The sequence below is a fragment of the Micromonospora sp. NPDC005257 genome (genome assembly GCF_042872445.1).
Classification (GTDB): domain Bacteria; phylum Actinomycetota; class Actinomycetes; order Mycobacteriales; family Micromonosporaceae; genus Micromonospora.
Genome location: NZ_JBIAKL010000001.1, coordinates 399,078 through 423,253 on the forward strand (window position 1 = coordinate 399,078; position 24,176 = coordinate 423,253).

At 72.7% G+C, this 24,176-nt stretch carries 17 protein-coding genes; 11 read left to right on the top strand and 6 right to left on the bottom strand.

Annotated elements, in window-relative coordinates; translation table 11 throughout:
* The first annotated feature begins 386 nt into the window (after window positions 1-386).
* The 9 genes from araB to ACFYO8_RS01565 all read left to right on the top strand — a co-directional run bounded on the left by araB (window position 387) and on the right by ACFYO8_RS01565 (window position 12,653).
* Entirely contained in the window at window positions 387-2,069 is a 1,683-nt protein-coding gene (gene araB / locus ACFYO8_RS01525; protein ID WP_354864027.1) for a ribulokinase, read from the top strand.
* Window positions 2,066-2,737: an L-ribulose-5-phosphate 4-epimerase gene (locus ACFYO8_RS01530; RefSeq protein ID WP_354864025.1), complete on the top strand. Its 672-nt coding sequence runs from the start codon at window positions 2,066-2,068 to the stop codon at window positions 2,735-2,737. Before araB ends, ACFYO8_RS01530 begins: the two co-directional genes overlap by 4 nt.
* A gap of 97 nt (window positions 2,738-2,834) precedes the next feature.
* Window positions 2,835-3,830, top strand: a complete 996-nt coding sequence (locus ACFYO8_RS01535) for an ABC transporter substrate-binding protein (protein ID WP_354864023.1) — start codon at window positions 2,835-2,837, stop codon at window positions 3,828-3,830.
* A gap of 72 nt (window positions 3,831-3,902) precedes the next feature.
* Window positions 3,903-5,438, top strand: a complete 1,536-nt coding sequence (locus ACFYO8_RS01540) for a sugar ABC transporter ATP-binding protein (protein ID WP_354864021.1) — start codon at window positions 3,903-3,905, stop codon at window positions 5,436-5,438.
* Complete coding sequence (locus ACFYO8_RS01545) at window positions 5,435-6,505, top strand: ABC transporter permease (protein ID WP_354864019.1); 1,071 nt, start codon at window positions 5,435-5,437, stop codon at window positions 6,503-6,505. Before ACFYO8_RS01540 ends, ACFYO8_RS01545 begins: the two co-directional genes overlap by 4 nt.
* Window positions 6,502-7,494 carry a galactofuranose ABC transporter, permease protein YjfF gene (yjfF, locus tag ACFYO8_RS01550; RefSeq protein WP_354864017.1) on the top strand — a complete coding sequence of 331 codons (993 nt, stop codon included), beginning with the start codon at window positions 6,502-6,504 and terminating at the stop codon, window positions 7,492-7,494. Before ACFYO8_RS01545 ends, yjfF begins: the two co-directional genes overlap by 4 nt.
* A gap of 26 nt (window positions 7,495-7,520) precedes the next feature.
* Window positions 7,521-9,023 (top strand): L-arabinose isomerase, encoded by a 1,503-nt coding sequence (araA, locus tag ACFYO8_RS01555; protein ID WP_357710964.1) that lies wholly within the window; start codon window positions 7,521-7,523, stop codon window positions 9,021-9,023.
* A gap of 247 nt (window positions 9,024-9,270) precedes the next feature.
* Complete coding sequence (locus ACFYO8_RS01560; RefSeq protein ID WP_357710967.1) at window positions 9,271-11,346, top strand: RICIN domain-containing protein; 2,076 nt, start codon at window positions 9,271-9,273, stop codon at window positions 11,344-11,346.
* Window positions 11,347-11,663: 317 nt separating this feature from the next.
* A complete protein-coding gene (locus ACFYO8_RS01565) occupies window positions 11,664-12,653 on the top strand; it encodes a LacI family DNA-binding transcriptional regulator (RefSeq protein WP_354864011.1) in 990 nt (329 codons plus the stop codon).
* A gap of 118 nt (window positions 12,654-12,771) precedes the next feature.
* On the opposite strand, the gene ACFYO8_RS01570 is transcribed toward ACFYO8_RS01565, so the two are convergent.
* Genes ACFYO8_RS01570 through ACFYO8_RS01580 form a run of 3 tightly spaced genes read right to left on the bottom strand, consistent with a single transcriptional unit; the run spans window position 12,772 to window position 15,200 of the window.
* On the bottom strand, window positions 12,772-13,383 hold the full coding sequence (locus tag ACFYO8_RS01570; protein WP_357710970.1) for a copper resistance protein CopC: 612 nt from the start codon (window positions 13,381-13,383) through the stop codon (window positions 12,772-12,774).
* Between the two features lie 21 nt (window positions 13,384-13,404).
* On the bottom strand, window positions 13,405-14,637 hold the full coding sequence (locus ACFYO8_RS01575; RefSeq protein WP_354864007.1) for a Dyp-type peroxidase: 1,233 nt from the start codon (window positions 14,635-14,637) through the stop codon (window positions 13,405-13,407).
* Window positions 14,634-15,200 carry a copper chaperone PCu(A)C gene (locus tag ACFYO8_RS01580; protein ID WP_354864005.1) on the bottom strand — a complete coding sequence of 189 codons (567 nt, stop codon included), beginning with the start codon at window positions 15,198-15,200 and terminating at the stop codon, window positions 14,634-14,636. Before ACFYO8_RS01580 ends, ACFYO8_RS01575 begins: the two co-directional genes overlap by 4 nt.
* A 229-nt stretch (window positions 15,201-15,429) precedes the next feature.
* On the opposite strand from ACFYO8_RS01580, the gene ACFYO8_RS01585 reads away from it, so the two are divergent.
* Window positions 15,430-15,834 carry a transcriptional repressor gene (locus ACFYO8_RS01585; RefSeq protein WP_354864003.1) on the top strand — a complete coding sequence of 135 codons (405 nt, stop codon included), beginning with the start codon at window positions 15,430-15,432 and terminating at the stop codon, window positions 15,832-15,834.
* A gap of 123 nt (window positions 15,835-15,957) precedes the next feature.
* Here the strand turns inward: ACFYO8_RS01585 and ACFYO8_RS01590 are convergent, their stop codons facing one another.
* Window positions 15,958-21,420, bottom strand: a complete 5,463-nt coding sequence (locus tag ACFYO8_RS01590; protein ID WP_387256627.1) for a carboxyl transferase domain-containing protein — start codon at window positions 21,418-21,420, stop codon at window positions 15,958-15,960.
* Between the two features lie 245 nt (window positions 21,421-21,665).
* Window positions 21,666-22,067 carry a DUF2188 domain-containing protein gene (locus tag ACFYO8_RS01595; protein WP_387256628.1) on the bottom strand — a complete coding sequence of 134 codons (402 nt, stop codon included), beginning with the start codon at window positions 22,065-22,067 and terminating at the stop codon, window positions 21,666-21,668.
* A gap of 199 nt (window positions 22,068-22,266) precedes the next feature.
* Between ACFYO8_RS01595 and ACFYO8_RS01600 the strand changes: the two genes are divergently transcribed.
* Window positions 22,267-22,917 carry a class I SAM-dependent methyltransferase gene (locus ACFYO8_RS01600; protein ID WP_387256629.1) on the top strand — a complete coding sequence of 217 codons (651 nt, stop codon included), beginning with the start codon at window positions 22,267-22,269 and terminating at the stop codon, window positions 22,915-22,917.
* Between the two features lie 13 nt (window positions 22,918-22,930).
* Here the strand turns inward: ACFYO8_RS01600 and ACFYO8_RS01605 are convergent, their stop codons facing one another.
* On the bottom strand, window positions 22,931-24,127 hold the full coding sequence (locus ACFYO8_RS01605; protein WP_387256630.1) for a sugar efflux transporter: 1,197 nt from the start codon (window positions 24,125-24,127) through the stop codon (window positions 22,931-22,933).
* Window positions 24,128-24,176 lie beyond the last annotated feature (49 nt).

The window sequence follows — 24,176 nt, forward strand, 5'->3', positions numbered from 1 at the left end:
CCCTGTAAATAGCGGAGCGCCCTGCGGCGGCGGTGGCGACTGCCGCTCGGGCAGGTGGCGTGGCCAGAAAAAGTGCCGCTGAGTGGCACTGTGAGGGCCCGAACGGCCCCCTCCGGGCACTCCGGCCCACGGCGCTGCCCGCGCCCGCTCAGCGATCTCTGAGGGCATCGATTGTTGTCGCTAACATGGCCGCTGTCCGGGGTCGGGGACCGTGCTGGCGGCGCGTCCGCGTGGATCTCTGCGGGCGGCGGCCGCGCCGGTCCGCGCGCCCGGTTCGGGACGTGTCCGGAAGGGCCGATCCTCGTTACGCACCTGTTGCCCGGAGGTGTCTTGACGGATGTATATGTGAGCGCTAACACTATCCCCGTGACACGGCGGAGGGGCAAATGAGCGAAGTGGACGCGTCCGACCGGTATGTGATCGGGGTCGATTTCGGCACGCTGTCCGGGCGGGCGCTCGTGGTCCGGGTCCGTGACGGCGCCGAACTCGGTACGGCGGTGCACGAGTACCGGCGCGGGGTCATCGAGACCGCGCTGCCCGACGGCGGCCCGCCGCTGCCCCCGGACTGGGCCCTGCAGGACCCGGACGACTACCGCGACGTGCTGCGCCACGCGGTGCCGGCCGCGCTCGCCGAAGCCGGCGTCGACCCGTCCCGGGTGGTGGGCATCGGCACCGACTTCACCGCCTGCACGGTGCTTCCCACCCTCGCCGACGGTACGCCGCTGTGCGAGGTCCCGGAGCTGCGCGAGCGGCCGCACGCCTGGGTGAAGCTCTGGAAGCACCACGCCGCGCAGCCGCACGCCGACCGGATCAACGCGCTGGCGGCCGAACGCGGCGAGCCGTGGCTCGGCCGCTACGGCGGCAAGATCTCCGCGGAGTGGCAGTTCGCCAAGGGCCTGCAGATCCTGGAGGAGGACCCGGAGGTCTACCGGCGGGCCGAGCGCTTCATCGAGGCCGCCGACTGGATCGTGTGGCAGCTCTGCGGGGCCGAGACGCGCAACGTCTGCACCGCCGGCTACAAGGGCATCCGGCAGGACGGCCGGTACCCGTCACCGGACTACCTGGCCGCCCTCGATCCCGGCTTCACCGACTTCGTGACCAAGCTGGACGGTCCGCTGCTGCCGCTGGGCGCGCGGGCCGGCACGCTCAACGCCCGCGCCGCCGCCTGGACCGGGCTGCCCGAGGGCATCGCGGTCGCGGCCGGCAACGTCGACGCGCACGTCACCGCCGCCGCCGCCCAGGCGCTGCGCCCGGGCCGGCTGGTAGCCATCATGGGCACCTCCACCTGTCACGTGCTCAACGGCACCCACCCGGCCGAGGTGCCGGGCATGTGCGGCGTGGTCGACGGCGGCATCAGCCCCGGCGCCTGGGGCTTCGAGGCCGGGCAGAGCGGCGTGGGGGACATCTTCGGCTGGTTCGTACGCCACGCCGCCCCGGCCGGATTCGACTCGCACGAGCGGCTCACCGAGGCCGCCGCCGCCCAGCCGGTCGGCGCGCACGGCCTGGTGGCGCTGGACTGGTGGAACGGCAACCGGTCCCTGCTGGTCAACCACGACCTCAGCGGGATGGTCGTCGGGCTGACGCTCGCCACCCGGCCGCCGGACGTCTACCGGGCGCTGCTGGAGGCCACCGCGTACGGCACCCGGATGATCGTCGAGGCGTTCGCGCAGGCCGGCGTGCCGGTCGAGGACCTGGTGGTGGCCGGTGGGCTCACCTCCAACCGGCTGCTCATGCAGATCTACGCCGACGTCACCAACCGGCCGCTGAGCATCATCGGCTCCGCCCAGGGCCCGGCGCTCGGCTCGGCCATCCACGCGGCGGTGGCCGCCGGGGCGTACTCGACGATCCACGAGGCGTCCGCCGCTATGGGGCGCATCGACGAGGCCGTCTACCGGCCCGTACCGGAGAACGTGCGGGCGTACGACGCCCTGTACGCCGAGTACCGCGCGCTGCACGACCACTTCGGTCGCGGCGCGAACGACGTCATGCTCCGCCTGCGGGCGATCCGCAACGCGGCGGTGGACGCCGCCGCGGACCGCGCCCCTGCGACCCTGGAGGTGGTCGGATGAACAGCCAGGTCGACGCGTTGCGCGAGACGGTGGCCCGCCTGCACCGCGAACTGACCCGCTACGACCTGGTGGCCTGGACCGCCGGCAACGTGTCGGCCCGGGTGCCCGGTCAGGACCTGATGGTCATCAAGCCCAGCGGGGTCGACTACGACGACCTGACCGCCGAGGCCATGGTGGTCTGCGACCTGGGCGGCACGGTGGTCGACGGCGACGGCGCCCCGTCCAGCGACACCGCCGCCCACGCCTACGTCTACCGCGCGATGCCCGAGGTCGGCGGCGTCGTGCACACCCACAGCGGGTACGCCACCGCCTGGGCGGCCCGCGGCGAGGCGATCCCGTGCTGGCTGACCGCGCAGGCGGACGAGTTCGGCGGGGAGATCCCGATCGGGCCGTTCGCGCTGATCGGCGGCGACGACATCGGCAAGGGCATCGTCAGCACGCTGTCCGGGCACCGCTCACCCGCGGTGCTCATGCGCAACCACGGCGTCTTCACCATCGGCCGCGACGCCCGGGCGGCGGTCAAGGCAGCGGTGATGTGCGAGGACGTCGCCCGTACCGCCCACCTGGCCCGCGCGCTCGGGCAGCCGGTGCCGATCGCGCCGGCCGACATCGACGCGCTCTACGACCGCTACCAGAACGTGTACGGCCAACGCCCGTCGGCGCACTGACCCCGGACAGCGCCGCGCACCCCCCACCACCACACCCGGGCCGCTCCGGCTTCCGCCGGCCGCGTGCCCGGAACATCCAACCCCCGGAGGAGATTCGATGAGAAGCAGGAGTACGGCACGCACGGTCGTCGCGGCCGTCGCCGGCGTGCTGCTCGCCGCCAGCATGGCCGCGTGCGGCAACAGCGACACCGACGGCGGTTCCGGCGACGGCAACGACAAGATCGTCCTGGGCTTCTCCCAGGTGGGCGCCGAGAGCGGCTGGCGTACCGCCAACACCACCTCCATCAAGGAGGCGGCGGCCGAGGCGGGCATCGAGCTGAAGTTCGACGACGCCCAGCAGAAGCAGGAGAACCAGATCAAGGCGATCCGCAACTTCATCCAGCAGAAGGTCGACGTGATCGCCTTCTCGCCGGTGGTGGAGTCCGGCTGGGACACCGTGCTCAAGGAGGCCAAGGACGCCAAGATCCCGGTGATCCTGACCGACCGCGCGGTCGACTCGGCCGACAAGTCGCTCTACAAGACGTTCCTCGGCTCGGACTTCGTCAAGGAGGGCCGCCTCGCCGGCGAGTGGCTGGTGGAGCAGAAGAAGGCGGCGTCCGGCCCGGTCAACATCGTGGAGCTTCAGGGCACCACCGGCTCGGCGCCGGCCAACGACCGGAAGAAGGGCTTCGCCGAGGCCATCGCCACCAATCCCAACCTGAAGATCGTCGCCTCCCAGTCCGGTGACTTCACCCGGGCCGGCGGCAAGCAGGTGATGGAGCAGTTCCTCAAGGCCAACCCGAAGATCGACGTGCTCTTCGCGCACAACGACGACATGGGCCTGGGCGCGCTCGAGGCGATCACCGCGGCGGGCAAGGTGCCCGGCAAGGACATCACCATCATCACCGTTGACGCGGTGAAGGACGGCATGCAGGCCCTCGCGGACGGCAAGTTCAACTTCATCGCCGAGTGCAGCCCGCTGCTCGGCCCGCAGTTGATGGACCTCGCCAAGAAGGTCAAGGCCGGCGAGGAGGTGCCCCCGCGGATCGAGACCGAGGAGACCACGTTCACCCAGGAGCAGGCCAAGGAGGCGCTGCCCAACCGCAAGTACTGAGTCACCCGGGGGCCGCCGTCACAGCCGACGGCGGCCCCCGTACCACCACCGTCGAAGAAGAGGTCCGATGGGATGACGGGTAACCGTCCGGTCCTGACCATGACCGGCATCAGCAAGACCTTCCCCGGGGTCCGCGCACTGCACGACGTCGACTTCCGGCTGTTCCCGGGCGAGGTCCACGCCCTGATGGGCGAGAACGGCGCCGGCAAGTCCACCCTGATCAAGGTGCTGACCGGCGTCTACGGGACCGACGCGGGCGTCGTCACGCTCCACGGCGAGCAGGTCTCGTTCACCGGCCCGATGCAGGCCGCCGCGGCCGGCGTCAGCACCGTCTACCAGGAGGTCAACCTCTGCACCAACCTGTCGGTGGCAGAGAACGTCTTCATCGGCCGGGAGCCCCGCCGGCTCGGCGCGGTGCGCTGGGGCGAGATGCGCCGCCGGGCACGCGACCTGCTGACCCGGCTCGACCTCGACCTCGACGTCAGCGCGCCGCTCGGCTCGTACTCGCTGGCGGTGCAGCAGATGGTCGCCATCGCCCGGGCGATCGACGTGCAGGCGCGGGTGCTCATCCTTGACGAGCCGACGTCCAGCCTGGACGCGGGCGAGGTGGCGCAGTTGTTCCGCATCATGCGGCAACTGCGCGACGAGGGGATCGCCATCCTGTTCGTCACCCACTTCCTCGACCAGGTCTACGGCATCGCCGACCGGATCACCGTGCTGCGCAACGGCACCCTCGTGGGGGAGTACCGCACCGAGGAGCTGCCGCAGTTCAGCCTGGTCGAGAAGATGATCGGCCAGGAGCTGGACGTGCTGGAGCGGCTGGACGAGCAGCAGAAGCGCGCCACAGTCGACGCGGGCGGCGAGGCGCCGCTGGTGGACGCCGCCGACCTGGGCCGGCGCGGCGCGGTCGCCCCGTTCAGCCTGCGCATCCACGCCGGTGAGGTGGTCGGCCTGGCCGGCCTGCTCGGCTCCGGCCGGACCGAGGTGGCTCGGCTGATCTTCGGCGCGGACCGGGCCGACCACGGCCAGGTCCGGCTCGACGGCACGCCGGTGCGCAACCCGATCCAGGCCATCGCCCAGGGCGTCGGGTTCTGCTCGGAGAACCGCCGGGCCGAGGGCATCGTCCCGGAGCTGTCGGTCCGGGAGAACATGATGCTGGCGATGCAGGCGGCGCGCGGCTGGCTGCGCCCGATCCCGCGCCGCAGGCAGGACGAGCTGGTCCGTAGGTACATGGAGGCGCTCAGCATCCGTCCGGCCAACCCGGAACTGCCGGTGCGCAACCTCTCCGGCGGCAACCAGCAGAAGGTGCTGCTGGCCCGCTGGCTGATCACCGAACCGCGCCTGCTGATCCTGGACGAGCCGACCCGCGGCATCGACGTCGGCGCCAAGGCCGAGATCCAGAAGCTGGTCGTGCAGCTCTCCGACGGCGGCATGGCGGTGCTGTTCATCTCCGCCGAGCTGGAGGAGGTGCTGCGCCTGAGCCACCGGGTCGCGGTCATGCGCGACCGCGAGATGGTCGCCCAGCTCGACAACGACGACACGCTCGACGCCGACCGCGTCATGCGCACCATCGCCAGTGGAACGCCCCGGGAAGAGGTGACCCGATGACCGCAGTCGCCGACCGCCTCCGACCGCTGACCGGCCACCGCCTTTTCTGGCCGGCGCTGGTGCTCGTGGTCATGATCGCCGCGAACACCGTCTACCGTCCCGGCTTCCTCGCCGTCGAGGTCAAGAACGGCCACCTGTACGGCACGCCGATCGACATCCTCCGGCTGAGCGCGCCGCTGATCCTGGTCGCGCTCGGGATGACGCTGGTCATCGCCACCGGCGGCATCGACCTGTCGGTCGGCTCGCTCTGCGCGATCAGCGGCGCGATCGCCTGCCTGCACATCAGCGGGGCGGCCGACCAGAGCAGCCCGGCCACGGTGGCCACCGCGCTCGCCCTGGCCTTCGGCGCCGCGCTCGTGCTCGGCGCGTGGAACGGCGTGCTGGTGGCGGTCATCGGCATCCAGCCGATCATCGCCACGCTGATCCTCATGGTGGCCGGGCGGGGCATCGCCCAGCTTGTCACCGAGGGGCAGATCATCACGATCAACTCCGGTCCGTACCGGGCGATCGGGCTCGGGCACTTCCTGACGCTGCCGCTGGCCATCCTGATCGCGCTCGCCGCCGCGCTGCTCGTGGCCGCGTTCACCCGCCGTACCGCGCTCGGGCTGATCGTCGAGTCGGTCGGCGGCAACGCCGAGGCCAGCCGGCTCGCCGGCATCCGGTCGCGGCGCATCGTCTTCCTCGTCTACGTGATCAGCGCGGTCTGCGCCGCGCTCGCCGGTTTCATGGTCACCGCGAACGTCTCCAGCGCCGACGGCAACGCGGCCGGCCTGTGGATCGAGCTCGACGCGATCCTGGCGGTCGTCATCGGCGGCACGTCGCTGGCCGGCGGCCGGTTCTCCCTCGGCGGCACCGTCCTCGGCGCGCTGATCATCCAGACCCTGACCACCACGGTGTACGCCATGAACATCTCGCCGCAGACGTCACTGCTGTTCAAGGCGGTCGTCGTCATCGCCGTCTGCCTCGTGCAGGCCCCGGCGTTCCGCGCCCGGTTCCGTCGCCGCCGGCGCGGGACGGAACCCGGCCCGGCGGCGCCGCAGCGGGAGAAGGAGCAGGTGCCGGCATGAGCAGCACGTCGTTGACCTCCGGCCGGTCCTGGCGGCCCAGCCTGCCCCGGCGGCACGTGCCGGTGCTGGCCACGCTCGCGCTGCTGCTGGTCATGTACGGCATCGGCGTGTCCCAGTACCGCGCCTTCTCCAACGTCCAGGTCGTCTTCAACGTCTTCATCGACAACGGCTTCCTGCTCGTCGTCGCGGTGGGCATGACGTTCGTGATCCTCACCGGCGGCATCGACCTGTCCGTCGGCTCGGTGGTGGCGATGACCGCGATGGTGTCGGCCGCGCTGCTGCGCGACGGCCTGCCTGCGGCACTGGTGCTGGTGATCGCGCTGCTGATCGGCCCGATGCTCGGTTTCCTGATGGGCTGCGCGATCCACTTCTTCGAGATCCAGCCGTTCATCGTGACACTCGCCGGGATGTTCTTCGCCCGGGGCATGTGCACGTTCATCAGCGACGCCTCCATCTCCATCACCGACGGCTTCTGGACCTCGATGTCGCAGCAGCGCATCGGCGACCCGGCCGGCAACTTCGTGTCGATAAGCGTGCTGATCGCGTTCGCGGTGGTGCTGATCGCGGCGTACGTGCTGGCGTACACCCGGTTCGGCCGCAACGTGTACGCGGTCGGCGGCAACGCGCAGTCGGCGCTGCTGATGGGCCTGCCGGTGGCGCGGACCCGGATCGCCGTCTACACGATCAGCGGACTCTGCTCGGCCATCGGCGGCATCCTGCTGTCGTTCTACACGCTCTCCGGGGCGCCGCTGATCGCGGTCGGGATGGAGCTGGACGTGATCGCCGCGGTCGTGATCGGCGGCACCGTGCTCACCGGCGGTTCCGGGTACGTCTTCGGCACCGTGCTCGGCGTGCTGGTGCTGGGCGTGATCCAGACCCTGATCACGTTCGACGGCAGCCTCAACTCCTGGTGGACCAAGATCGTGATCGGCGGTCTGCTCTTCGCGTTCATCCTCCTCCAGCGCCTCATCGGCATCCGGTTCAAGTGACGGTTCCTAGCGCGGAAGGCAACAACATGGCAACTCATCCCCAGCCCGAGGTCTGGTTCCTGACCGGCAGCCAGGGCCTCTACGGCGAGGACACCCTGCGGCAGGTCGCCGAGCAGTCCCGGCAGATCGCCGCGCGCCTGGACGAGTCGCCGGACATCCCCGTACGCGTGGTCTGGAAGCCGGTCCTCACCTCCAGCGCGGACATCCTGGCGGCGTGCCGGGACGCGGCCGCGCAGGGCGTGGTCGGGGTGATCGCCTGGATGCACACGTTCTCCCCGGCCAAGATGTGGATCTCCGGGCTGGACGCGCTGCGCACGCCGTTGCTGCACCTGCACACGCAGGCCAACGTGGCGCTGCCGTGGGACGACATCGACATGGACTTCATGAACCTCAACCAGGCCGCGCACGGCGACCGGGAGTTCGGGTTCATCCAGACCCGACTCGGGGTGGCCCGCAAGACCGTCGCCGGTCACGTCACCGACCCGCGCGTGATCGGCCGGGTGGCGTCCTGGGCGCGGGCCGCCATCGGCTGGTCGGCGGTGCGGACGCTGCGGCTGGCCCGGTTCGGCGACAACATGCGCGACGTCGCGGTCACCGAGGGGGACAAGGTCGAGGCGGAGCTGCGCTTCGGCGTCTCGGTCAACACGTACGGCGTCAACGACCTGGTCGCCGCCGTCGACCAGGTGCCCGACGCGCAGGTCGACGACCTGGTCAAGGAGTACGACGACACCTACCGGGTCGCCGCCGAGCTGCGACCCGGCGGTGACCGGCACGACTCGCTCCGGTACGCGGCGCGGCAGGAGCTGGGCCTGCGCGCGTTCCTCGGCGCCGGTGGCTTCCGGGCGTTCACCACGAACTTCGAGGATCTCGGCGGCCTGCGCCAGCTCCCCGGGATCGCGGTGCAGCGCCTGATGGCCGACGGCTACGGCTTCGGGGGCGAGGGGGACTGGAAGACCTCGGTGCTCGTGCACACGCTCAAGGCGATGGCGGTCGGCGTGCCGGGCGGCACGTCGTTCATGGAGGACTACACCTACGACCTGACGTTCGGCCAGGAGCTGATCCTCGGCGCGCACATGCTGGAGGTGTGCCCGAGCATCGCCGCCGACGTGCCGAGCGCGGAGGTGCACCCGCTGAGCATCGGCGGGCGGGAGGACCCGGTACGCCTGGTCTTCGACGCGGCGTCCGGCCCGGCCGTCGTGCTGGGCATGGCGGACATGGGGGAGCGGTTCCGGCTGGTCGCCAACGCGGTGGACGTGGTGCCGCCGCCGCAGCCGCTGCGCCGGCTGCCGGTGGCGCGCGCGGTCTGGCGCCCGCAGCCCGACCTGGCCGGCTCGGCGGAGGCGTGGATCACCGCGGGGGCGCCGCACCACACCGTGCTGTCCCAGGCCGTCGGCGTGGAGGAGTTGCGCGACCTGGCCGCCATGGCCCGGACCGAGCTGGTGGTCATCGACGCCGAGACGCGCCCGCACCGCTTCGCCGACGAGCTGCGCTGGAATCAGGCGTACTACCGCCTCGCCCGGGGCTTCTGAGCCCTCTCGGGCCGCCCGCCGACCCCCCGCGCGGCGGGTCCCTGTTACGGCTTGACGAACGGCATGTTATCGCTCACAGTCGATGGATAGGGTCACCGGCACCGCTCGCGGGCCGTTCCGGGCGCGATCTGCGCCGCAGTTGCCAGGGATCCGACTCCGCCTGGGTGGGCATCGCTGTTAGCGATAACGCTGCCGTCATCGGCGCGTGCCGCCGTGCCCGGGCTCCGGTCGACGAAGGAGGATCGTGGTGACGGCTCGACTGTCCCGTGGACGTGGACGCCCGGCCCGGCTGCTGGCCGGGGTGGTGGCGCTGCTGGTCGGAGGTGTGGTGGTGGGCGCGGTGCCCGCGCCGGTATCGGCCGCCACAGTGGACACCGGCGCGTACTACGTGCTGGTGAACCGCAACAGCGGCAAGGCGCTGGACCTGTACAACCAGGCGACGAACGACGGCGCGCGGATCACCCAGTGGACGCGCAACGACGGCGCCTGGCAGCAGTGGCAGTTCGTGGACTCCGGCGGCGGCTACTACCGGCTGCGCTCCCGGCACTCGGGCAAGGTGCTCGACGTGACCGGCGCGTCCACCGCGAACGGCGCCGCGGTGGTCCAGTGGACCGACCACGGCGGCACCAACCAGCAGTTCCGGCTGGCCGACTCCGACGGCGGGTACGTCCGGCTGATCAACCGGAACTCGAACAAGGCGATGGAGGTGCAGAACGCCTCCACCGCCGACGGCGGCAACATCGTCCAGTACGACGACTGGAACGGCACGAACCAGCAGTGGCAGCTGGTGCGGGTCGGCGACAACCCGGGTGACCCGGGCACGCCGAGCGGCAACTTCACCAACCCGGCCGTCTGGCAGGACTTCGCCGACGTCGACATCATCCGGGTCGGCGACGTCTACTACATGTCCGCCTCGACCATGCACTACTCGCCGGGCGCGCCCGTGCTGCGCTCCTGGGACCTGGTGAACTGGGAGTTCGCCGGGCACTCGGTGCCGCGGCTGGAGTTCGGCACCAAGTACGACCTGAGCGGCAGCGAGCAGGCGTACGTGGACGGCATCTGGGCGTCGACGCTGAACTACCGGCCGAGCAACCGCACGTTCTACTGGGCCGGGTGCATCGACTTCGCGCAGACCCACATCTACACCGCCGCCGCCGTGGACGGCGCGTGGAGCCGGCTGACCACCATCCCCAACTGCTACTACGACGCCGGCATGCTGATCGACGACAACGACACCATGTACGTCGCGTACGGCAACGGCACGATCAGCGTGGCCCAGCTCTCCGCCGACGGGCGCAGCCAGGTCCGGGCCCAGCAGGTCTACCAGACGCCGTCGAGCATCGGCACGCTGGAGGGCGCGCGCTTCTACAAGCGCAACGGCGCGTACTACATCTGGCTCACCCGCCCGGCCAACGGGCAGTACGTGCTGAAGTCCACGAACGGCCCGTTCGGCCCGTACGAGCAGCGGCAGGTGCTGCTGAACCTGCCCGGCCCGATCTCCGGCGGCGGCGTGCCGCACCAGGGAGGGCTGGTGCAGACCCAGACCGGCGCCTGGTACTACATGGCGTTCACCGACGCGTACCCGGGCGGGCGGATGCCGACGCTGGCGCCGATCACCTGGACCGCCGACGGCTGGCCGCAGGTGCAGACCGTCAACGGCGCCTGGGGCGCGAGCTACCCCAACCCGCTGCCGACCCGCCCGGTCAAGCCGCTCACCGGCACCGACACGTTCTCCGGCACCACGCTCGGCCCGCAGTACGAGTGGAACCACAACCCGGACAACAGCAGGTGGTCGGTGAACGACGGCCTGCGCCTGCAGACCGCGAGTGTCACGAACGACCTGTACCGGGCCCGCAACACCCTCACCCACCGCATCCAGGGTCCGACCTCGACCGGCACGATCGAGCTGGACTACTCGACCATGCGCGACGGTGACCGGGCCGGCCTGGCGATGCTGCGGGACAGCTCGGCCTGGATCGGCGTACGGCGGGACAACGGCGCGACCCGGGTGGTGATGACGAACGGCCTGACCATGGGCTCGAACTGGAACACCACGAGCACCGGGACGGAGATCGCCAGCGCTGCCGTGTCCGGCGGGCGGATCTGGTTGCGGGCGAACGCCGACATCCGGCCCGGCTCGGGTCGGCAGGCGCGGTTCTCCTACAGCACCGACGGGGTGAACTTCGTATCGCTGGGCAACGCGCTGACGCTCAACAACGCGTGGCAGTTCTTCATGGGCTACCGGTTCGGCTTCTTCAACTACGCCACCCAATCGCTGGGCGGCGCGGTGACGGTGCGGCAGTTCTCGCTGACGACACCGTGACAACGGTCACCATTCACGACCGTTGACACATCTTCGAAAGCCCGGGGTGCGGCTGCGGCAATCGCCGGAAAAGCCGCACCCCGGGCCCGAATACACCGCCTCTGAACTGCCTGTTCGTGCCGCTGCGTGACGGGAGGGAATGAGCCGTCGATCGATTCCGCGATATCGCCGCGCCACTGTGGGAACGGTCGATCGGCGGTGCCGATACCGATGGGACCGCTGGCGTAGACTGTCGCCACCCGGGCCGGTCCGGTCGAGATCGACCGGGTATGGCCGCGGGCAGTGGCGAAAGTGAGGTGGCCGTGCGCGGTCCTGCGATGACGGACGTGGCCCGCCTCGCCGGGGTCTCACACCAGACGGTCTCCCGGGTTCTCAACGGTCACCCCAACGTGCGTGAGCAGACCCGCCTGCGGGTGCAGGCCGCCATCACCGAACTCGGCTACCGGCCCAACCGCGCGGCCCGCGCGCTGGTGACCGGCCGATCCCAGGTGATCGGCGTGGTCGCGCAGAACACCACGCTCTACGGTCCGGCGTCGCTGCTCGCCGCGTTGGAGCAGACCGCCGCCGAGGCCGGTTTCGCGGTGAGCATCGGCAGCGTCCGCGACCTCGACCACCGCTCCATCTCGGCGGCCGTGGAACGGCACCTGGCGCACCGGGTCGCCGGCATCGTGGTGATCGCGCCGGTCGAGTCCGCCGGTGAGGCGCTGGAACGGCTGCCCCAGGACGTGCCGCTGGTGACCGTCGACGGCGACCCGCGAAGCCCGATCCCGCTGGTGACCGTCGACCAGGTCGCCGGCGCCCGGGCCGCCACCGAGCACCTGCTGGCCGCCGGGCACCGCACGGTGTGGCACGTGTCCGGCCCGTCGGACTGGTTCGACAGCGCCGGCCGGATCGAGGGCTGGCGCGAGGCGTTGCGGCAGGCCGGCGCCGAGATCCCGCCGCTGGTCCCGGCGGACTGGTCGGCGGCGGCGGGCTACCGGTGCGGGCAGATGCTGGCCCGGATGCCGGAGGTCACCGCCGTCTTCACCGCCAACGACCACCTGGCGCTGGGCGTGTTGCGGGCGCTGCACGAACACGGCCGCCGCGTCCCCGACGACCTCAGCGTGGTCGGGTTCGACGACGTGCCCGAGGCGGCGTACTTCATCCCGCCGCTGACCACGGTGCGGCCGGACTTCGTCGCGGTGGCCGCGGCGAGCCTTGACCTGCTCCTGGCCCAGATCGAGTCGCAGAGCGCCGGGCCGCTGCGGCAGACGATCGCGCCGACGCTGGTGCGGCGCCGCAGCGTCGGCCCGCCGCCCGCCCGCTGAGGCGGTCGCCCTCCCACCGGCGGCCCGGCCGCTCGCCCGTGCCCGGTCCGCTCGTCCTGGCCAGGTCCACTCGCCCATGCCCTGCCCGCTCGCCCGTGTCCGGCCCGCCGTACCGGCGTCAGCGAGCGCGTCCCCGGCGCGCGACGAGCAGCACGATCCCGGCGATCACGACCAGTCCGGCGACCGCCCCGCCGGCGAGCAGCGCCGCCGGCGGGCCGTCGTCGTCGGCACGCGGAGCGGCGGCGTCGGGCCGGCCCGCGTCCGACGGGCCGCCCGACGCCGGGGTGCCCGCCGTGGCGTCCGCGCCGCTCGACGGGGGAGCCGACGGCGACGCGGGCGCCGACGTCTCGGGCGCGGCCGGGTCTGCCACCGTGAAGCGGTACGAGCCCTGGACCGGGTGGCCGTCGCGGGAGACCACCCGGTAGGCGACGGTGTAGGTGCCGTTGCCCAGCGGCTCGTCGATCGTGGCCCTGCCGGTGACGCCGTCCACAGTCGGCGCGCCGGTGGGCACCGCGCGCTGCCCGGCGTCGCTGAGCGTGATGGTGGTGAAGGCCGGGTTCAGGCGCTGCATGAACCGCAGCGTGACCTGCGTCGGCGCGCTGGTGAGCCGGGCGTCGCGCGCGGGGGTGGCCTCCTGCAGCGAGTTGTGCGCCGCCGCGGGTGTGGCCGGGACCAGCAGCAGCGCGGTGAGGGCCGCGGCGAGCAGCGCGGTGACGGATCGGGTACGCATGACGGGCCTTTCCTGTGGTGGTCAGCCGAGCAGCTGCCGGCCGATCCAGCCGCCCTCGGGGCAGCCGGGCGGTACGGCGAACACGGCGGAGCCGATCGGGGTGGTCCACTCGTTGAGCAGGTCGCGCTCGGCGAGCCGGCGTTGGATGGGCAGGAACTGCCGGGCGATGTCGGCCTGGTACGCGGCGAAGACGAGCCCGCTGTCCGCGTTCCCCTCGGGGGTCGGCACGCCGTCGTAGTTGTAGGGCCGGCGCAGGATCTTCTGCCGGTCGTCGGTGACGCGGGCGCGGGTCAGGTGTGAGAAGTCGGGTATCACCGTGAGCCCGTCCGGGCCGAGCGCGGCGAAGTCCGGCTCGTCGTGTTCGGCCCGGCCGGTCAGCGGCGCGCCGGTGTCGAGACGGCGCCCGACGGCCAGTTCCCGGTCGGCGCGGCCCAACAGGTCCCAGGTCTCCAGGTTCATGCTGATCCGCCGCACCACCAGCGTGGTCGAGTCCCGCAGCCAGTCCGGCCCGTCGCCCACCCACACCGCGCTGTCGGCGGGTGTGCCCGGCTTCGGGTTGGCGGTGCCGTCGAGCTGCCCGAACAGGTTGCGCTGGGTACGCCCCGGCTCGGCCCCGGCCGCCCGCCGGAAGCCCTGCTGCACCCAGCGGACGACGGCGAACGGCCGGCTGTCCTTGACCAGGACCCGCTGCGCGTGGGCGACGGTGAGCGGGTCGTCGGCGCAGATCTGCAGCAGCAGGTCCCCGCCGGACCAGCGGGGTTGCAGCCGGTCGATGCCGAACGCGGGCAGCTCGGTCACCGAGGCGGGCCGCCGGTCGTCGAGCCCGGCGGCGGTGTACAGCCCGGGGCCGAAGCCGAACGTGACCGTCAGCCGGGCCGGCAGCACGCTCAGCTCCGGCTCGGTGTCGGCCAGCGCCGGGCGGCCCTGGGTCAGGCGGGCGGCGTCGTCGGAGAGCAGCCGCAGCATCCGGCCGAGCGCCGCCCGGTCGGTGCCGGGACGCAGCGTGAACGCGACGAACGCCGCGTGCGCCTGCGGATCGGTGGTGACCCCGGACTGCCGGGCACCGTGGAACGGCTCGACCGTGTCGCCGACCCGGGCCACCGGGACGGCGTCGCCGGGGCGTACCCCGGGAGTGCGGGAGCGGACGGCGGCGAGGGCGCCGGCGCCGGCCAGCGTGCCCCCGGCGGCCGCCGCGCCGCCGGTGAGCAGGCCACGCCGGCTCACCCGGCGGGCGGGTGCGCCGGTGCCGGTCATGACGCCGGGCTCGCGCCGTGCCCGGGCGCGTAGCTCTCCTGGGCGCCGGTGAACGGCTTCGCCACGGCGGTGAACGTCTGGGTCCGGCCGTCGGCGAAGGTGAGCGTGACGTCGAGCTGGTCGCCGGCGCGCACCGGCCGGGTGAGGTCCATCAGCATGAGGTGGTCGCCGCCGGGCTCCAGGGCGACCTGGGAGCGGGCGGCGACCACGACGCCGCCCTGCTTCTGCCGCATCGTCATCTTCCCGTCGGCCATGGCCATCTCGTGGATCTCGGCCCGGGACACGTCGGTGCTCACGCCGGTGATCGTGACGTCGGTGTCGCCGTCGTTGACGATCGTGGCGAACGCTGCCGTCATGCCCTTGTCGGCGGCCTTCACCCACGGGTCGCGGACCGTGAGCACGCCCGCCGCGGCGCTCGCCGACGCCGGGGCCGGCGCCGAGGTGGCCGGTGAGGTGGCGGACGTCGTGTCCGAGGACCCGCAGGCGGTGATCGAGGCGGCGAGCACGGCGGCGCCGATCAGTGCCGCCGGGCGCTGGAACCGGCGGCGGGTGGTGCTGGACATGACGTCCTCCCCTCGAAGATCCGGTGTTCGTACCGTTTGTCGGCGCGGCGCCACGGATAGTTCCGGCCGGGGCCGTCGGGCACGTCACACCCCGGCCCGGTGGACCGTCGCCGAGCGGGTTCGGCGGTGCGCCCGGAAGGCATAATGGTTCCGGGTGTCACGTGGCGCGCCGGGTGCGGCCGCGGCCGGCCGAGGGTGCCGGGCGGGCGCCCGGACGAGGGAGGCGACGGTGACCCAGGCGACGACCGGGGCGACCCGCAACACCCGTCAGCGTGCCGAGGTGCTGGCGCTACTGCGGGAGTTGGACGGCTTCCACAGCGCGCAGCAACTGCACCAGATGCTCGTCCAGCGGCAGGCGAAGGTCGGCCTCACCACCGTCTACCGGACGCTGCAGATGCTCGTCGACAACGGCGAGATCGACTCGGCCCGGCTGCCCGGCGGCGAGCATCTCTACCGGCGGTGCAGCCAGAGCCGCCATCACCACCATCTGGTCTGCCGCCGCTGCGGCCGGGCCGTGGAGGTGGCCGGCCCGGCCGTGGAGCGGTGGGCCGACCAGGTCGCCGCGCGGCACGGCTTCACCGACGTCGGGCACACCCTGGAGATCTTCGGCACCTGCGACCGCTGCGCCGCCTGACCCGCGCGCGGCGAGCTGACGAACACGGTTCCCGTTACCGGATTGCGTGACCTGTCGCGCATCGCCTCACGTGAAACGGCGGGCGGACCCTCGGGTCCGCCCGCCGTCCCGCGGCGCGACGGGTCAGCGCAGCCGTGCCTCGATCGCCTCGATGACGCGGGGACGCAGCTCGGCCGCGCGGATGACCGCGTCGACCGACCCGACCTCGACGGCCCGCTGGATGCTGTGCACCCGGTCGAACTCGGCGGCCACCTCGCCCAGCTTCTCCGCCCGCACCGACGCGCGCAGCTCGTCCAGCTCGGCGGTGAGGGTCGCCCGCTCGGTGCCGGCCGCGGCGGCGACCCGGGCCTCCAGGTCGCGTACCCGCACGTCGGCCGCGGTGCGGGCGGCGACCTCACCGGCGAACACCACGGCGGCAGCCGGCGCGCCGCCCAGCACCGAGGCGAACGACCCCTCGATCGCCAGGACGGTCATGTCCGGGTTGAGCGCCTTGGAGAAGACCACGAACGCGCCGCCGTGGTAGCGCGAGATCACGCAGAACACGATCGGGCCGCGGAAGTTGACGATCGCCCGGCCGATCTCCGCGCCGTACTCCAGTTGCAGCTTGCGCATCGACTCGGGTGAGCCGTCGAAGCCGGAGAGGTTGGCGAGCACGACCAGCGGCCGGTTGCCGCTGGCCGCGTTGATCGCCCGCGCGGCCTTCTTCGACGAGCGCGGGAAGAGCGTGCCCGCCGTGTAGGTGTCCGGGCCGTCGGTGGGCGGGAAGCCGCGCCGGGGCACCGAGCGGGACTCGATGCCGAGCAGGCACACCGGGATGCCGCCGAGGTGCACGTCCTGCACCACCGCCGTCTCCGCGTCCGCCATGCCGGCCCACCGCTCCAGCACCGGGTGGTCCTGGTCGGCGAGGGCCCGCATCACGGAACGGATGTCGAACGGCTTCTTGCGGTCCGGGTTCGCCGTGGCGGAGAAGATCTCACCGACGGTGGCGAAGTCGCTGCCGGCCACCGCGTGCGGGTAGCCGCAGATGTCCCGGTCCACCGGGTCCATCGTGACCGCCCGGCGCGGGGCGGCCTCGCCCGGCGCGACGTACGTGTGGTCGTAGTGCGCCATCAGCACGTCCCGCGCGGCCGGCAGGTCCGGCGCCCAGTACTGCGCCTGCCCGTTCGGGCCCATCACCCGGTCGTAGCCGCCGATGCCGAAGTTGTCCTCGGCGGAGACACCGCCGGAGAAGTCGAGCGACTGCTTGCCGGTGAGCACCATCGCCGAGTCGGGCGTCATGACCAGCACGCCCTTGGTGTGCATGAGCATCGTCGCCTCGGCGTTCCAGTACGGCTGGGCGCCGACGTTGATGCCCGCCACCACGATGTTGATCTCACCGCCGTCCTGGGTGAACTCGACGATGCGCTTGAGCGCCGCGGCCACCCAGTCCATGTTCTCCGTGCCGGAGGTCATCGAGATCCGGGCGCCGGCGGACAGCGCGTACCACTCCAGCGGCACGCCCATCCGCTGCGCCAGGTCCAGCGCGGCGATCACCCGCCGGCACTCCGGCTCGGACAGCGCGCCGAGCGACTTGGTCGGGTCGCCGAGCAGCACCACCCGGGTCACCCCCTGCGGATGCCGCGGCGTGGGCGTGGTGACCACGCCGGCCACGATCGCCGCGGTGTTGCGGCCCTTCGGCCGGTCCACCGGCACCAGTTCGTTCTCCGCGTCCAGGTCGTGCTCGACGAAGTCGCCCAGAAGGCCGGTCAGCTCGTACGGGTAGACGGTGTTGCGCCCGGCCGCGCGCAGCACCTTCAGCCGGTACTCGTCCAGCGGCTCGACCGGCTCGGCCGGCGGCTCGCCCACTGTCAGTTGCGCGTGCCCGGTCACGTCGAAGGTGATCCGCACGCCGACCTTGGTGAGCTCCCCGGTACGGCGGTCGCGCTGCCGGGCGATGAACAGGATCTCCTCCAGTTCGGCGCCCACAGTGGTCGGGCGTACCCGCGCGGCGATCAGTTCCATCTCCTCGCGGGTCAGCTCGCTGGGCGGCCACACGTAGATGACGATCCGGTTGGTCGGGAACCGCGACTTCGACGGCCGCCGCGACCGCGCCCGGCGGATCGAGTCGATGCAGGCCGCCACCGCGTCCTCGGTGGTCGGCAGCGCCACCAGGCGGCCGTCCTGTTCCCGCAGCTCGGTCAGGTCACGCACCTGCGCGAACGCCACCAGCCGCTGGTCGGACGGATTCTGCCGGGCGACCGCCTGGAACAGGTAGACCTCCTCGTCCAGCGACGGCAGCCGGGTCAGGTCGAACTCGCGCAGCCGCTCCAGCTGCATCCGCTGCGCGATGTACGGGTGCAGGCCGCGGATCAGCCGCTCCTCGGCCATCCCGCCGCCCTCGGCCGGACGGAACGTGACGTGGTGGTGCATCACCGCGCCGGCCCGCCCGGCGACTGTGGTGGTGAGCCGGCGTACCTGCTGCGGCAGCGGGTGCGCGTTCACCACCTCCAGCAGCGCGGCGGCGGTGGCGCCCAGGTCCTCGGGCTGGTTCTCCCAGGCCAGGTAGACGTCCGCGTCGACGGCCTCGCAGTCCCGGGCCACCTCGGCCAGCCCGCGCAGCGCGTCGCCGAGCGCGTCGAAGCGTACGGCGGCCGAGATCACGTCCGACCCGGTCCGCCCGGCCACCACGAACGTGCAGCCCTCGGCGGTGCGGGTGCCGACCTCGATGAGCGCCTTGTTGCCGTAGTACCGGCGGGTGAGCACCTCCAGCATGGTCCCGTTGTCCGGGTGGTTGCGGACCAGACGCTGGCCGAGCAGCCGGACCAGCGGCTCGGTGCTGCGCACCATCTCGGCGATCCGCTCGGCGCGGTCCGGCGCGTCCGGCTGCGCGTCGAGGTGCCGCAGGTGCGAGCGGACCCGGGCGTAGACGCGGGCCCGGTTGCGGCGCAGCAGCGGCTGGGCGAACCAGGCGAACACCACGCCCCGGGCCAGGTCGGCGACCACCGGGAAGCGGACCTGGGTGGCCGCGATGAGGCGTTCCAGCGCCAGCCCGGCCGGCTCGCGCAGCGCCTCGTCCGGCGGCGGCTCGCGCAGCCAGGAGCGCAGCAGCGCGGCGATCACCGTGGCGTCAGCGGCGGCCCGCTGCTGGGCCAGGAAGATCCGGAAGACCGCGGCCTCCAGCTCGGGGGAGCGGTCCAGCTCGGTGACGCCGTAGTGGGCGAGCGCCTTGGCCAGGCGGGCCCGGAACGACTCCGGGGAACCGGCCCGCTCGACGTCGAGGCTCTGCAGGTAGGTGTGGAAGTACTCGCGGGCGCTGGGCGCGTGCCCGCCCGGTGCGTCGTCGCCGGGCCGGTTGCGGCTCAGCTCGGCCAGGTCGGCGAAGATGTCGACCAGGTCCAGTTCCTCGGCCAGCGGCCGGTGCCCGGCCTCGGTGGCCGCGCGCCGCGCGTCCAGGTAGTCGTCGAGCACCCGGCGCTCGTCGTGCGGGTCCACGTCGTAGCCGAGCAGCAGCGCGCACAGGTCCTCCAGGCCGCGTCCGGCCCGGGACCGCGCCGGCACGTCCGCGGGCGCCACGGGCAGGTCCAGCTCCACTGTCGGCCCGGCCGGGCCGGCGGCGGCCTCGGCGTCGGACTCCGCGACCGGCTCCAGGCGCAGCAGTGGCGCCCCGGCCTCCACCTGGGTGCCCACCGCCACCGACGACTCCTTGAGGCGGGCGCGGAACGGCGCCCGCAGCACCGTCTCCATCTTCATCGCCTCCAGCACCAGCACCGGCGCCCCGGCCTCGACCTCCGCGCCGACCGCGAGCGGGGTGGCGACCACGAGCGCCGGCATGGGGGAGCGCAGCACGCCGCCCTCGTCGCGGCTGATCCGGTGCGTCACGCCGTCCACCTCGACCAGGTGGACGGGGCCGTGGGTGTCGGTGAGCAGGCGGAACCGGGCGCCGTTGACGGCGATCTGGCCGGTGTGCCGGTCGAAGCGGTCCAGCTCGACGTCGGCGGTGCGCACGTCGTCGCCGACCTCGACGCCGACCCGGAACCGGTGCGCGCCGACCCGGGCCACCCGCATCCGGTAGGTCACTCCGCGCAGCTTCAGGTCCAGCGGCCGGCCGCTGCGGTGCTGCACCTGGGGGCGACCACCGGCCGCCGTGGACAGTAGCCGCTGCCGTTCGGCGGTCTCGTCCTCCTCGTACGCCTCGATCGCGGCGGCGGCCAGCGCGACGGCGGAGTGCCGGTGCGTGACCAGGCGGCCCTCGCCGCGTACCCGGTCGATCCAGCCGGTGTCCGCGCTGGCGTCGATCACCTCGGGCTGGTCGAGCAGGTCGAGCACGAAGCTCTTGTTCGTCGCGCCGCCGGCGATGACCACAGTGGTGTTCGCCATGGCCCGGCGCAGGCGGCCCAGCGCCTCGTCGCGGTCCCGCCCGTACGCGATGATCTTCGCGATCATGGAGTCGAAGTCGGCCGGGATGACGTCGCCCTCGCTGACCCCGGTGTCGACCCGGATGCCCGGCCCGGCGGGCAGGTCCAGCCGGGTGATCCGGCCGGGGGAGGGCGCGAAGTCGCGGTCCGGGTCCTCGGCGTTGAGCCGCGCCTCGATCGCGTGCCCGCGCTCGACCGGCGGCTCACCGGTGAGCCGCCCGCCGCCGGCCACGTGCAACTGCGCCTTGACCAGGTCGAACCCGGTGGTCGACTCGGTGATCGGGTGCTCGACCTGAAGGCGCGTGTTCACCTCCAGGAACGCGAACAGCCGGTCGCCCGGGTGGTAGAGGAACTCCACAGTGGCCGCGCCGCGATAGCCGACGGCGATCGCCAGCCGCTCCGCGGACTCCTTCAGCTCCGCGGTCTGCTCCGGGCTCAGCACCGGCGACGCGGACTCCTCGATCACCTTCTGGTTGCGCCGCTGCACGGAGCAGTCCCGTACGCCGAGCGCCCACGCGGTGCCCTGGCCGTCGGCGATCACCTGGACCTCGACGTGCCGGGCGCCGGTGACCAGGCGCTCCAGGAACACCACGCCGCTGCCGAATGCCCGCGCCGCCTCCTGGCTGGTGCGCTCGTAGGCGTCGGCCAGCTCGGCGTCGCTGCGGATCACCCGGATGCCGCGCCCGCCACCACCGGCTGTCGCCTTGAGCATCAGCGGGTAGCCGATCGAGGCGGCCGCGCGCAGCGCGTCCTCCAGGCTCTCCACCGCGCCGCGGCTCCACGGCGCGACCGGCACGCCGACCTCCTCGGCGATCAGCTTCGCGCCGATCTTGTCGCCGAGCTTGCGCATGGCGTCCGGGCTCGGCCCGACGAACGTCACGCCGATCTTCTCGCACAGCTCGGCGAACGCCGGGTCCTCGGCCACGAAACCCCAGCCCACCCACGCGGCGTCCGCGCCGGTCTCGACCAGCGCGCGCTCCAGGGCCTTCAGATCGAGGTACGGGCGGGCCGACGCGGGGCCGAGGTCGTAGGCGATGTCCGCCTCGCGGACGAAGGTGGCGGTACGGTCGACGTCGGTGTACAGCGCGACGGTCTCGATCCGGCTGCCGGTCTCCGCGGCCAGTTCCCGGATCGCGTGGATGAGCCGCATCGCGGCCTCACCACGGTTGACGATGGCGACACGGGTGAACACGTGACCGTCCCCTTCGGTAGACCCACAGTGGCGCGCCGGGCGGCGGCGATGCCTCCGGCTTGCCTCACCCTTCCGCCTGTGCGCGGGCCGCGCCATGTCGTAACCGCCGAAGCCTGAGCGGGGACCGTTGTGGGAACCGAACAAAAGTTTTTAGCCAACCGCTCACTACCGGCGGGTATGCGCCAACGGCGCCGGACCCGAGCGGGTCCGGCGCCGTCTTGCGCCGTGCGGTGTTGGGGTGCGGCTCAGCCCGGGATGTCCCGGGGGTCGCGCTCGCGGGGGTACGTGTTCTTCTCGCCGATCGTGCCGTCCTGCTTCTTGATCACGTGCTCGGCGCCGCGTTCGACGGCCATCTCCCGGCCCGCCGCCTCGGCCTCCGCCTTGGTGTCGTGCCGGCTGGTCGCGCGCTCGTTGCCCTCCGGGCGGTTCTTCCACTGTCCGTCCTGCTGGTAGGTGTCGATGTCGCCCTTCGCCATGCCGTCAGCTCCCTCGTTCGCGTGTCCGATGACAAATGTCTGCCCATGCGCGGGGAGTGCTAATCCTGACGGCGCGATCCGGCGGTCGCGCAGGTAGCCGATCACCCGGTCGAAGCCGATCCGGGCCAGGCGGACGACGATCTCCTCCTCCCGGTCCTGCGGGGCCAGCACCAGGACCGGCCGGTCGGGCGTGACGACACTGCCGGCGGTCTCGGCGAACCGGCCGTCGGCCGGGACGTTGAGTGCCGACCCGGCTGCGCCCGCCGGCGGTGCGCCTTTGCCGGAACGGCAAGGTTAATTGCTGTTCGTTCGATCCGGGTGCACGATCGCGGAGGCCAGTCGGGATGCGCCCGGCGGCGAGGAGGCGGACATGACGGGGCACCATGACCACGAGCACCCGGCGGACACCGACGCGGCCCGGTTCTGGGACGAGCGGTACGGCCAGCGGGACCGGATCTGGAGCGGCCGGGTGAACCCGATCCTGGCCGAGGTGGCCGGCGCGCTGCCGCCGGGCACCGTGCTCGACCTGGGCAGTGGTGAGGGCGGCGACGCGGTGTGGCTGGCGTCGCGGGGCTGGCGGGTCACCGCCGTGGACATCTCGTCGGTCGCGCTGGACCGGCTCGCCGTGGAGGCCGAACGGGCCGGAGTGGCGGAGCGGATCACCACCGTGCGGCACGACCTCACCCAGGGCTTCCCGCCCGGCCGGTACGACCTGGTGTCCGCGCAGTTCTTCCAGTCGCCGCTGGTCCTGCCCCGGGAGAAGGTGCTGCCCCCGGCGGCCGAGGCGGTCGCGCCCGGCGGGCGGCTGCTCGTCGTCGAGCACGGCGCGCCGCCGCCCTGGGCCGGGCCCGACACCGGCCACCACCGGTTCGCCGAACCGGAGGAGATCCTGGCCGCCGTGGCCCTCGACCCGGACGGCTGGGACGTCGAGCGGCTGGGCGCGGCACGCCGCACCGCCACCGGCCCGGACGGGCAGACCGGCGAGCTGATCGACCACGTGGTGCTGGTGCGGCGGCGCTGACGGCGCGCGCCGGTCAGGTCCGGGGTGCCGGCCGGGTCAGCAGCAGCACCAGCAGCCCGGCCGCGCACAGCGCGGTGGCCATGCCGTACGCCCACCGGTAGCCGATCTGCGCGGAGAGCCCGAGCAGCGGCCCGGCGAGCATGGCGCCGATCGGGAACGTGTTGGTGAACAGCGTGGTGGCCCGGCCCGGCTCGCCCGGCAGCAGATCCTGCACGTAGGCGATGCCGACGCCGGACACCGCGGCGATGAACAGCGCGTTCACCGGCTGTATGAGCAGCAGAACCGTGACGCCCGGTGCCACTGCGGCGGTCGCGTAGTAGGCGACCCCGCAGGCGCCGCCGACCAGGACCAGCGGCCGCAGCCGGACCCGCGCGGTCAGCGCGCCCAGCCCGAGGATCAGCGGGATCTCCAGCGCCGCGCACAGGCCCAGTACCAGCCCGGCGCGGGAGGGGTCGTCGTTCAGTTCGGTGTCGATGAACAGCGGCATCGCCTGCACGCCGACCGTCAGCGGGCACTGGAGCAGGACGAACGTGAGCGCCGTCAGCGCCAGCCGCAGCCGGGACGCGCCGGGTGGGCCGGGCGCGGCGCCGTCCGGATCGCCCGCGACCGGCCGCGTCGGCAGCTCCTCCAGCCGGAACGCGGCCACCAGCGCGGCCAGCGCGTACATGACGGCGGCCATGCCGTACACCAGGCGGAAGCCGCCGACGTCGAGCAGCACCGCGGCCAGCGCCGGCCCGGCCACCCAGGCCAGCGAGAACACGGTACGCATGAGGCTGACGCCGAACGCGGCCCGCGCCGGATCGTCCCTGTCGAACAGCGCCCGGGTGTACGCGAACGACTGCGGGAACAGCGAGTTCGCCAGTGCCGTGGCGGTCGCGGTCAGCCCCAGCAGGATCCAGTAGTCGCGGACGTACGCGGTCAGGCCCGCGCCGACCACGCCGGCCAGCGCGGCGCCGACCAGCAGCGCGCGCCGGATCGGCCGGCGGTCCGACAGCCGGCCGATCAGCGCGGAGGCGACCACCCCGGACAGCGGGGCGACGATCAGGAACACGGTCACCCGTAACGGACTGGCGTGGACCTCCCGGTCGAGGAACAGCGACAGGAACGGCAGCACCACGGCGGTGGACAGACCGACGGTCAGGAACACCACACCCAGCGGGAGCAGCCGGAATCGGCCGGCGCGCACCGCCGGCCTCGTGTCGACAGCCATGCGGCGGACTGTACGCCGCGGCGGTGCGGCGGCCGACCGGGTTTCCGCT

Excerpts from the sequence above, each read along its gene's own strand:
- ACFYO8_RS01545 (WP_354864019.1), top strand. The coding sequence starts at position 5,435 with ATGACCGCAGTCGCCGACCGCCTCCGACCGCTGACCGGCCACCGCCTT.
- ACFYO8_RS01580 (WP_354864005.1), bottom strand. The coding sequence starts at position 15,200 with ATGTCCAGCACCACCCGCCGCCGGTTCCAGCGCCCGGCGGCACTGATC.
- ACFYO8_RS01530 (WP_354864025.1), top strand. The coding sequence starts at position 2,066 with ATGAACAGCCAGGTCGACGCGTTGCGCGAGACGGTGGCCCGCCTGCAC.
- ACFYO8_RS01565 (WP_354864011.1), top strand. The coding sequence starts at position 11,664 with ATGACGGACGTGGCCCGCCTCGCCGGGGTCTCACACCAGACGGTCTCC.
- yjfF (WP_354864017.1), top strand. The coding sequence starts at position 6,502 with ATGAGCAGCACGTCGTTGACCTCCGGCCGGTCCTGGCGGCCCAGCCTG.
- araA (WP_357710964.1), top strand. The coding sequence starts at position 7,521 with ATGGCAACTCATCCCCAGCCCGAGGTCTGGTTCCTGACCGGCAGCCAG.
- ACFYO8_RS01575 (WP_354864007.1), bottom strand. The coding sequence starts at position 14,637 with ATGACCGGCACCGGCGCACCCGCCCGCCGGGTGAGCCGGCGTGGCCTG.
- ACFYO8_RS01540 (WP_354864021.1), top strand. The coding sequence starts at position 3,903 with ATGACGGGTAACCGTCCGGTCCTGACCATGACCGGCATCAGCAAGACC.
- ACFYO8_RS01600 (WP_387256629.1), top strand. The coding sequence starts at position 22,267 with ATGACGGGGCACCATGACCACGAGCACCCGGCGGACACCGACGCGGCC.
- araB (WP_354864027.1), top strand. The coding sequence starts at position 387 with ATGAGCGAAGTGGACGCGTCCGACCGGTATGTGATCGGGGTCGATTTC.
- ACFYO8_RS01535 (WP_354864023.1), top strand. The coding sequence starts at position 2,835 with ATGAGAAGCAGGAGTACGGCACGCACGGTCGTCGCGGCCGTCGCCGGC.
- ACFYO8_RS01605 (WP_387256630.1), bottom strand. The coding sequence starts at position 24,127 with ATGGCTGTCGACACGAGGCCGGCGGTGCGCGCCGGCCGATTCCGGCTG.
- ACFYO8_RS01570 (WP_357710970.1), bottom strand. The coding sequence starts at position 13,383 with ATGCGTACCCGATCCGTCACCGCGCTGCTCGCCGCGGCCCTCACCGCG.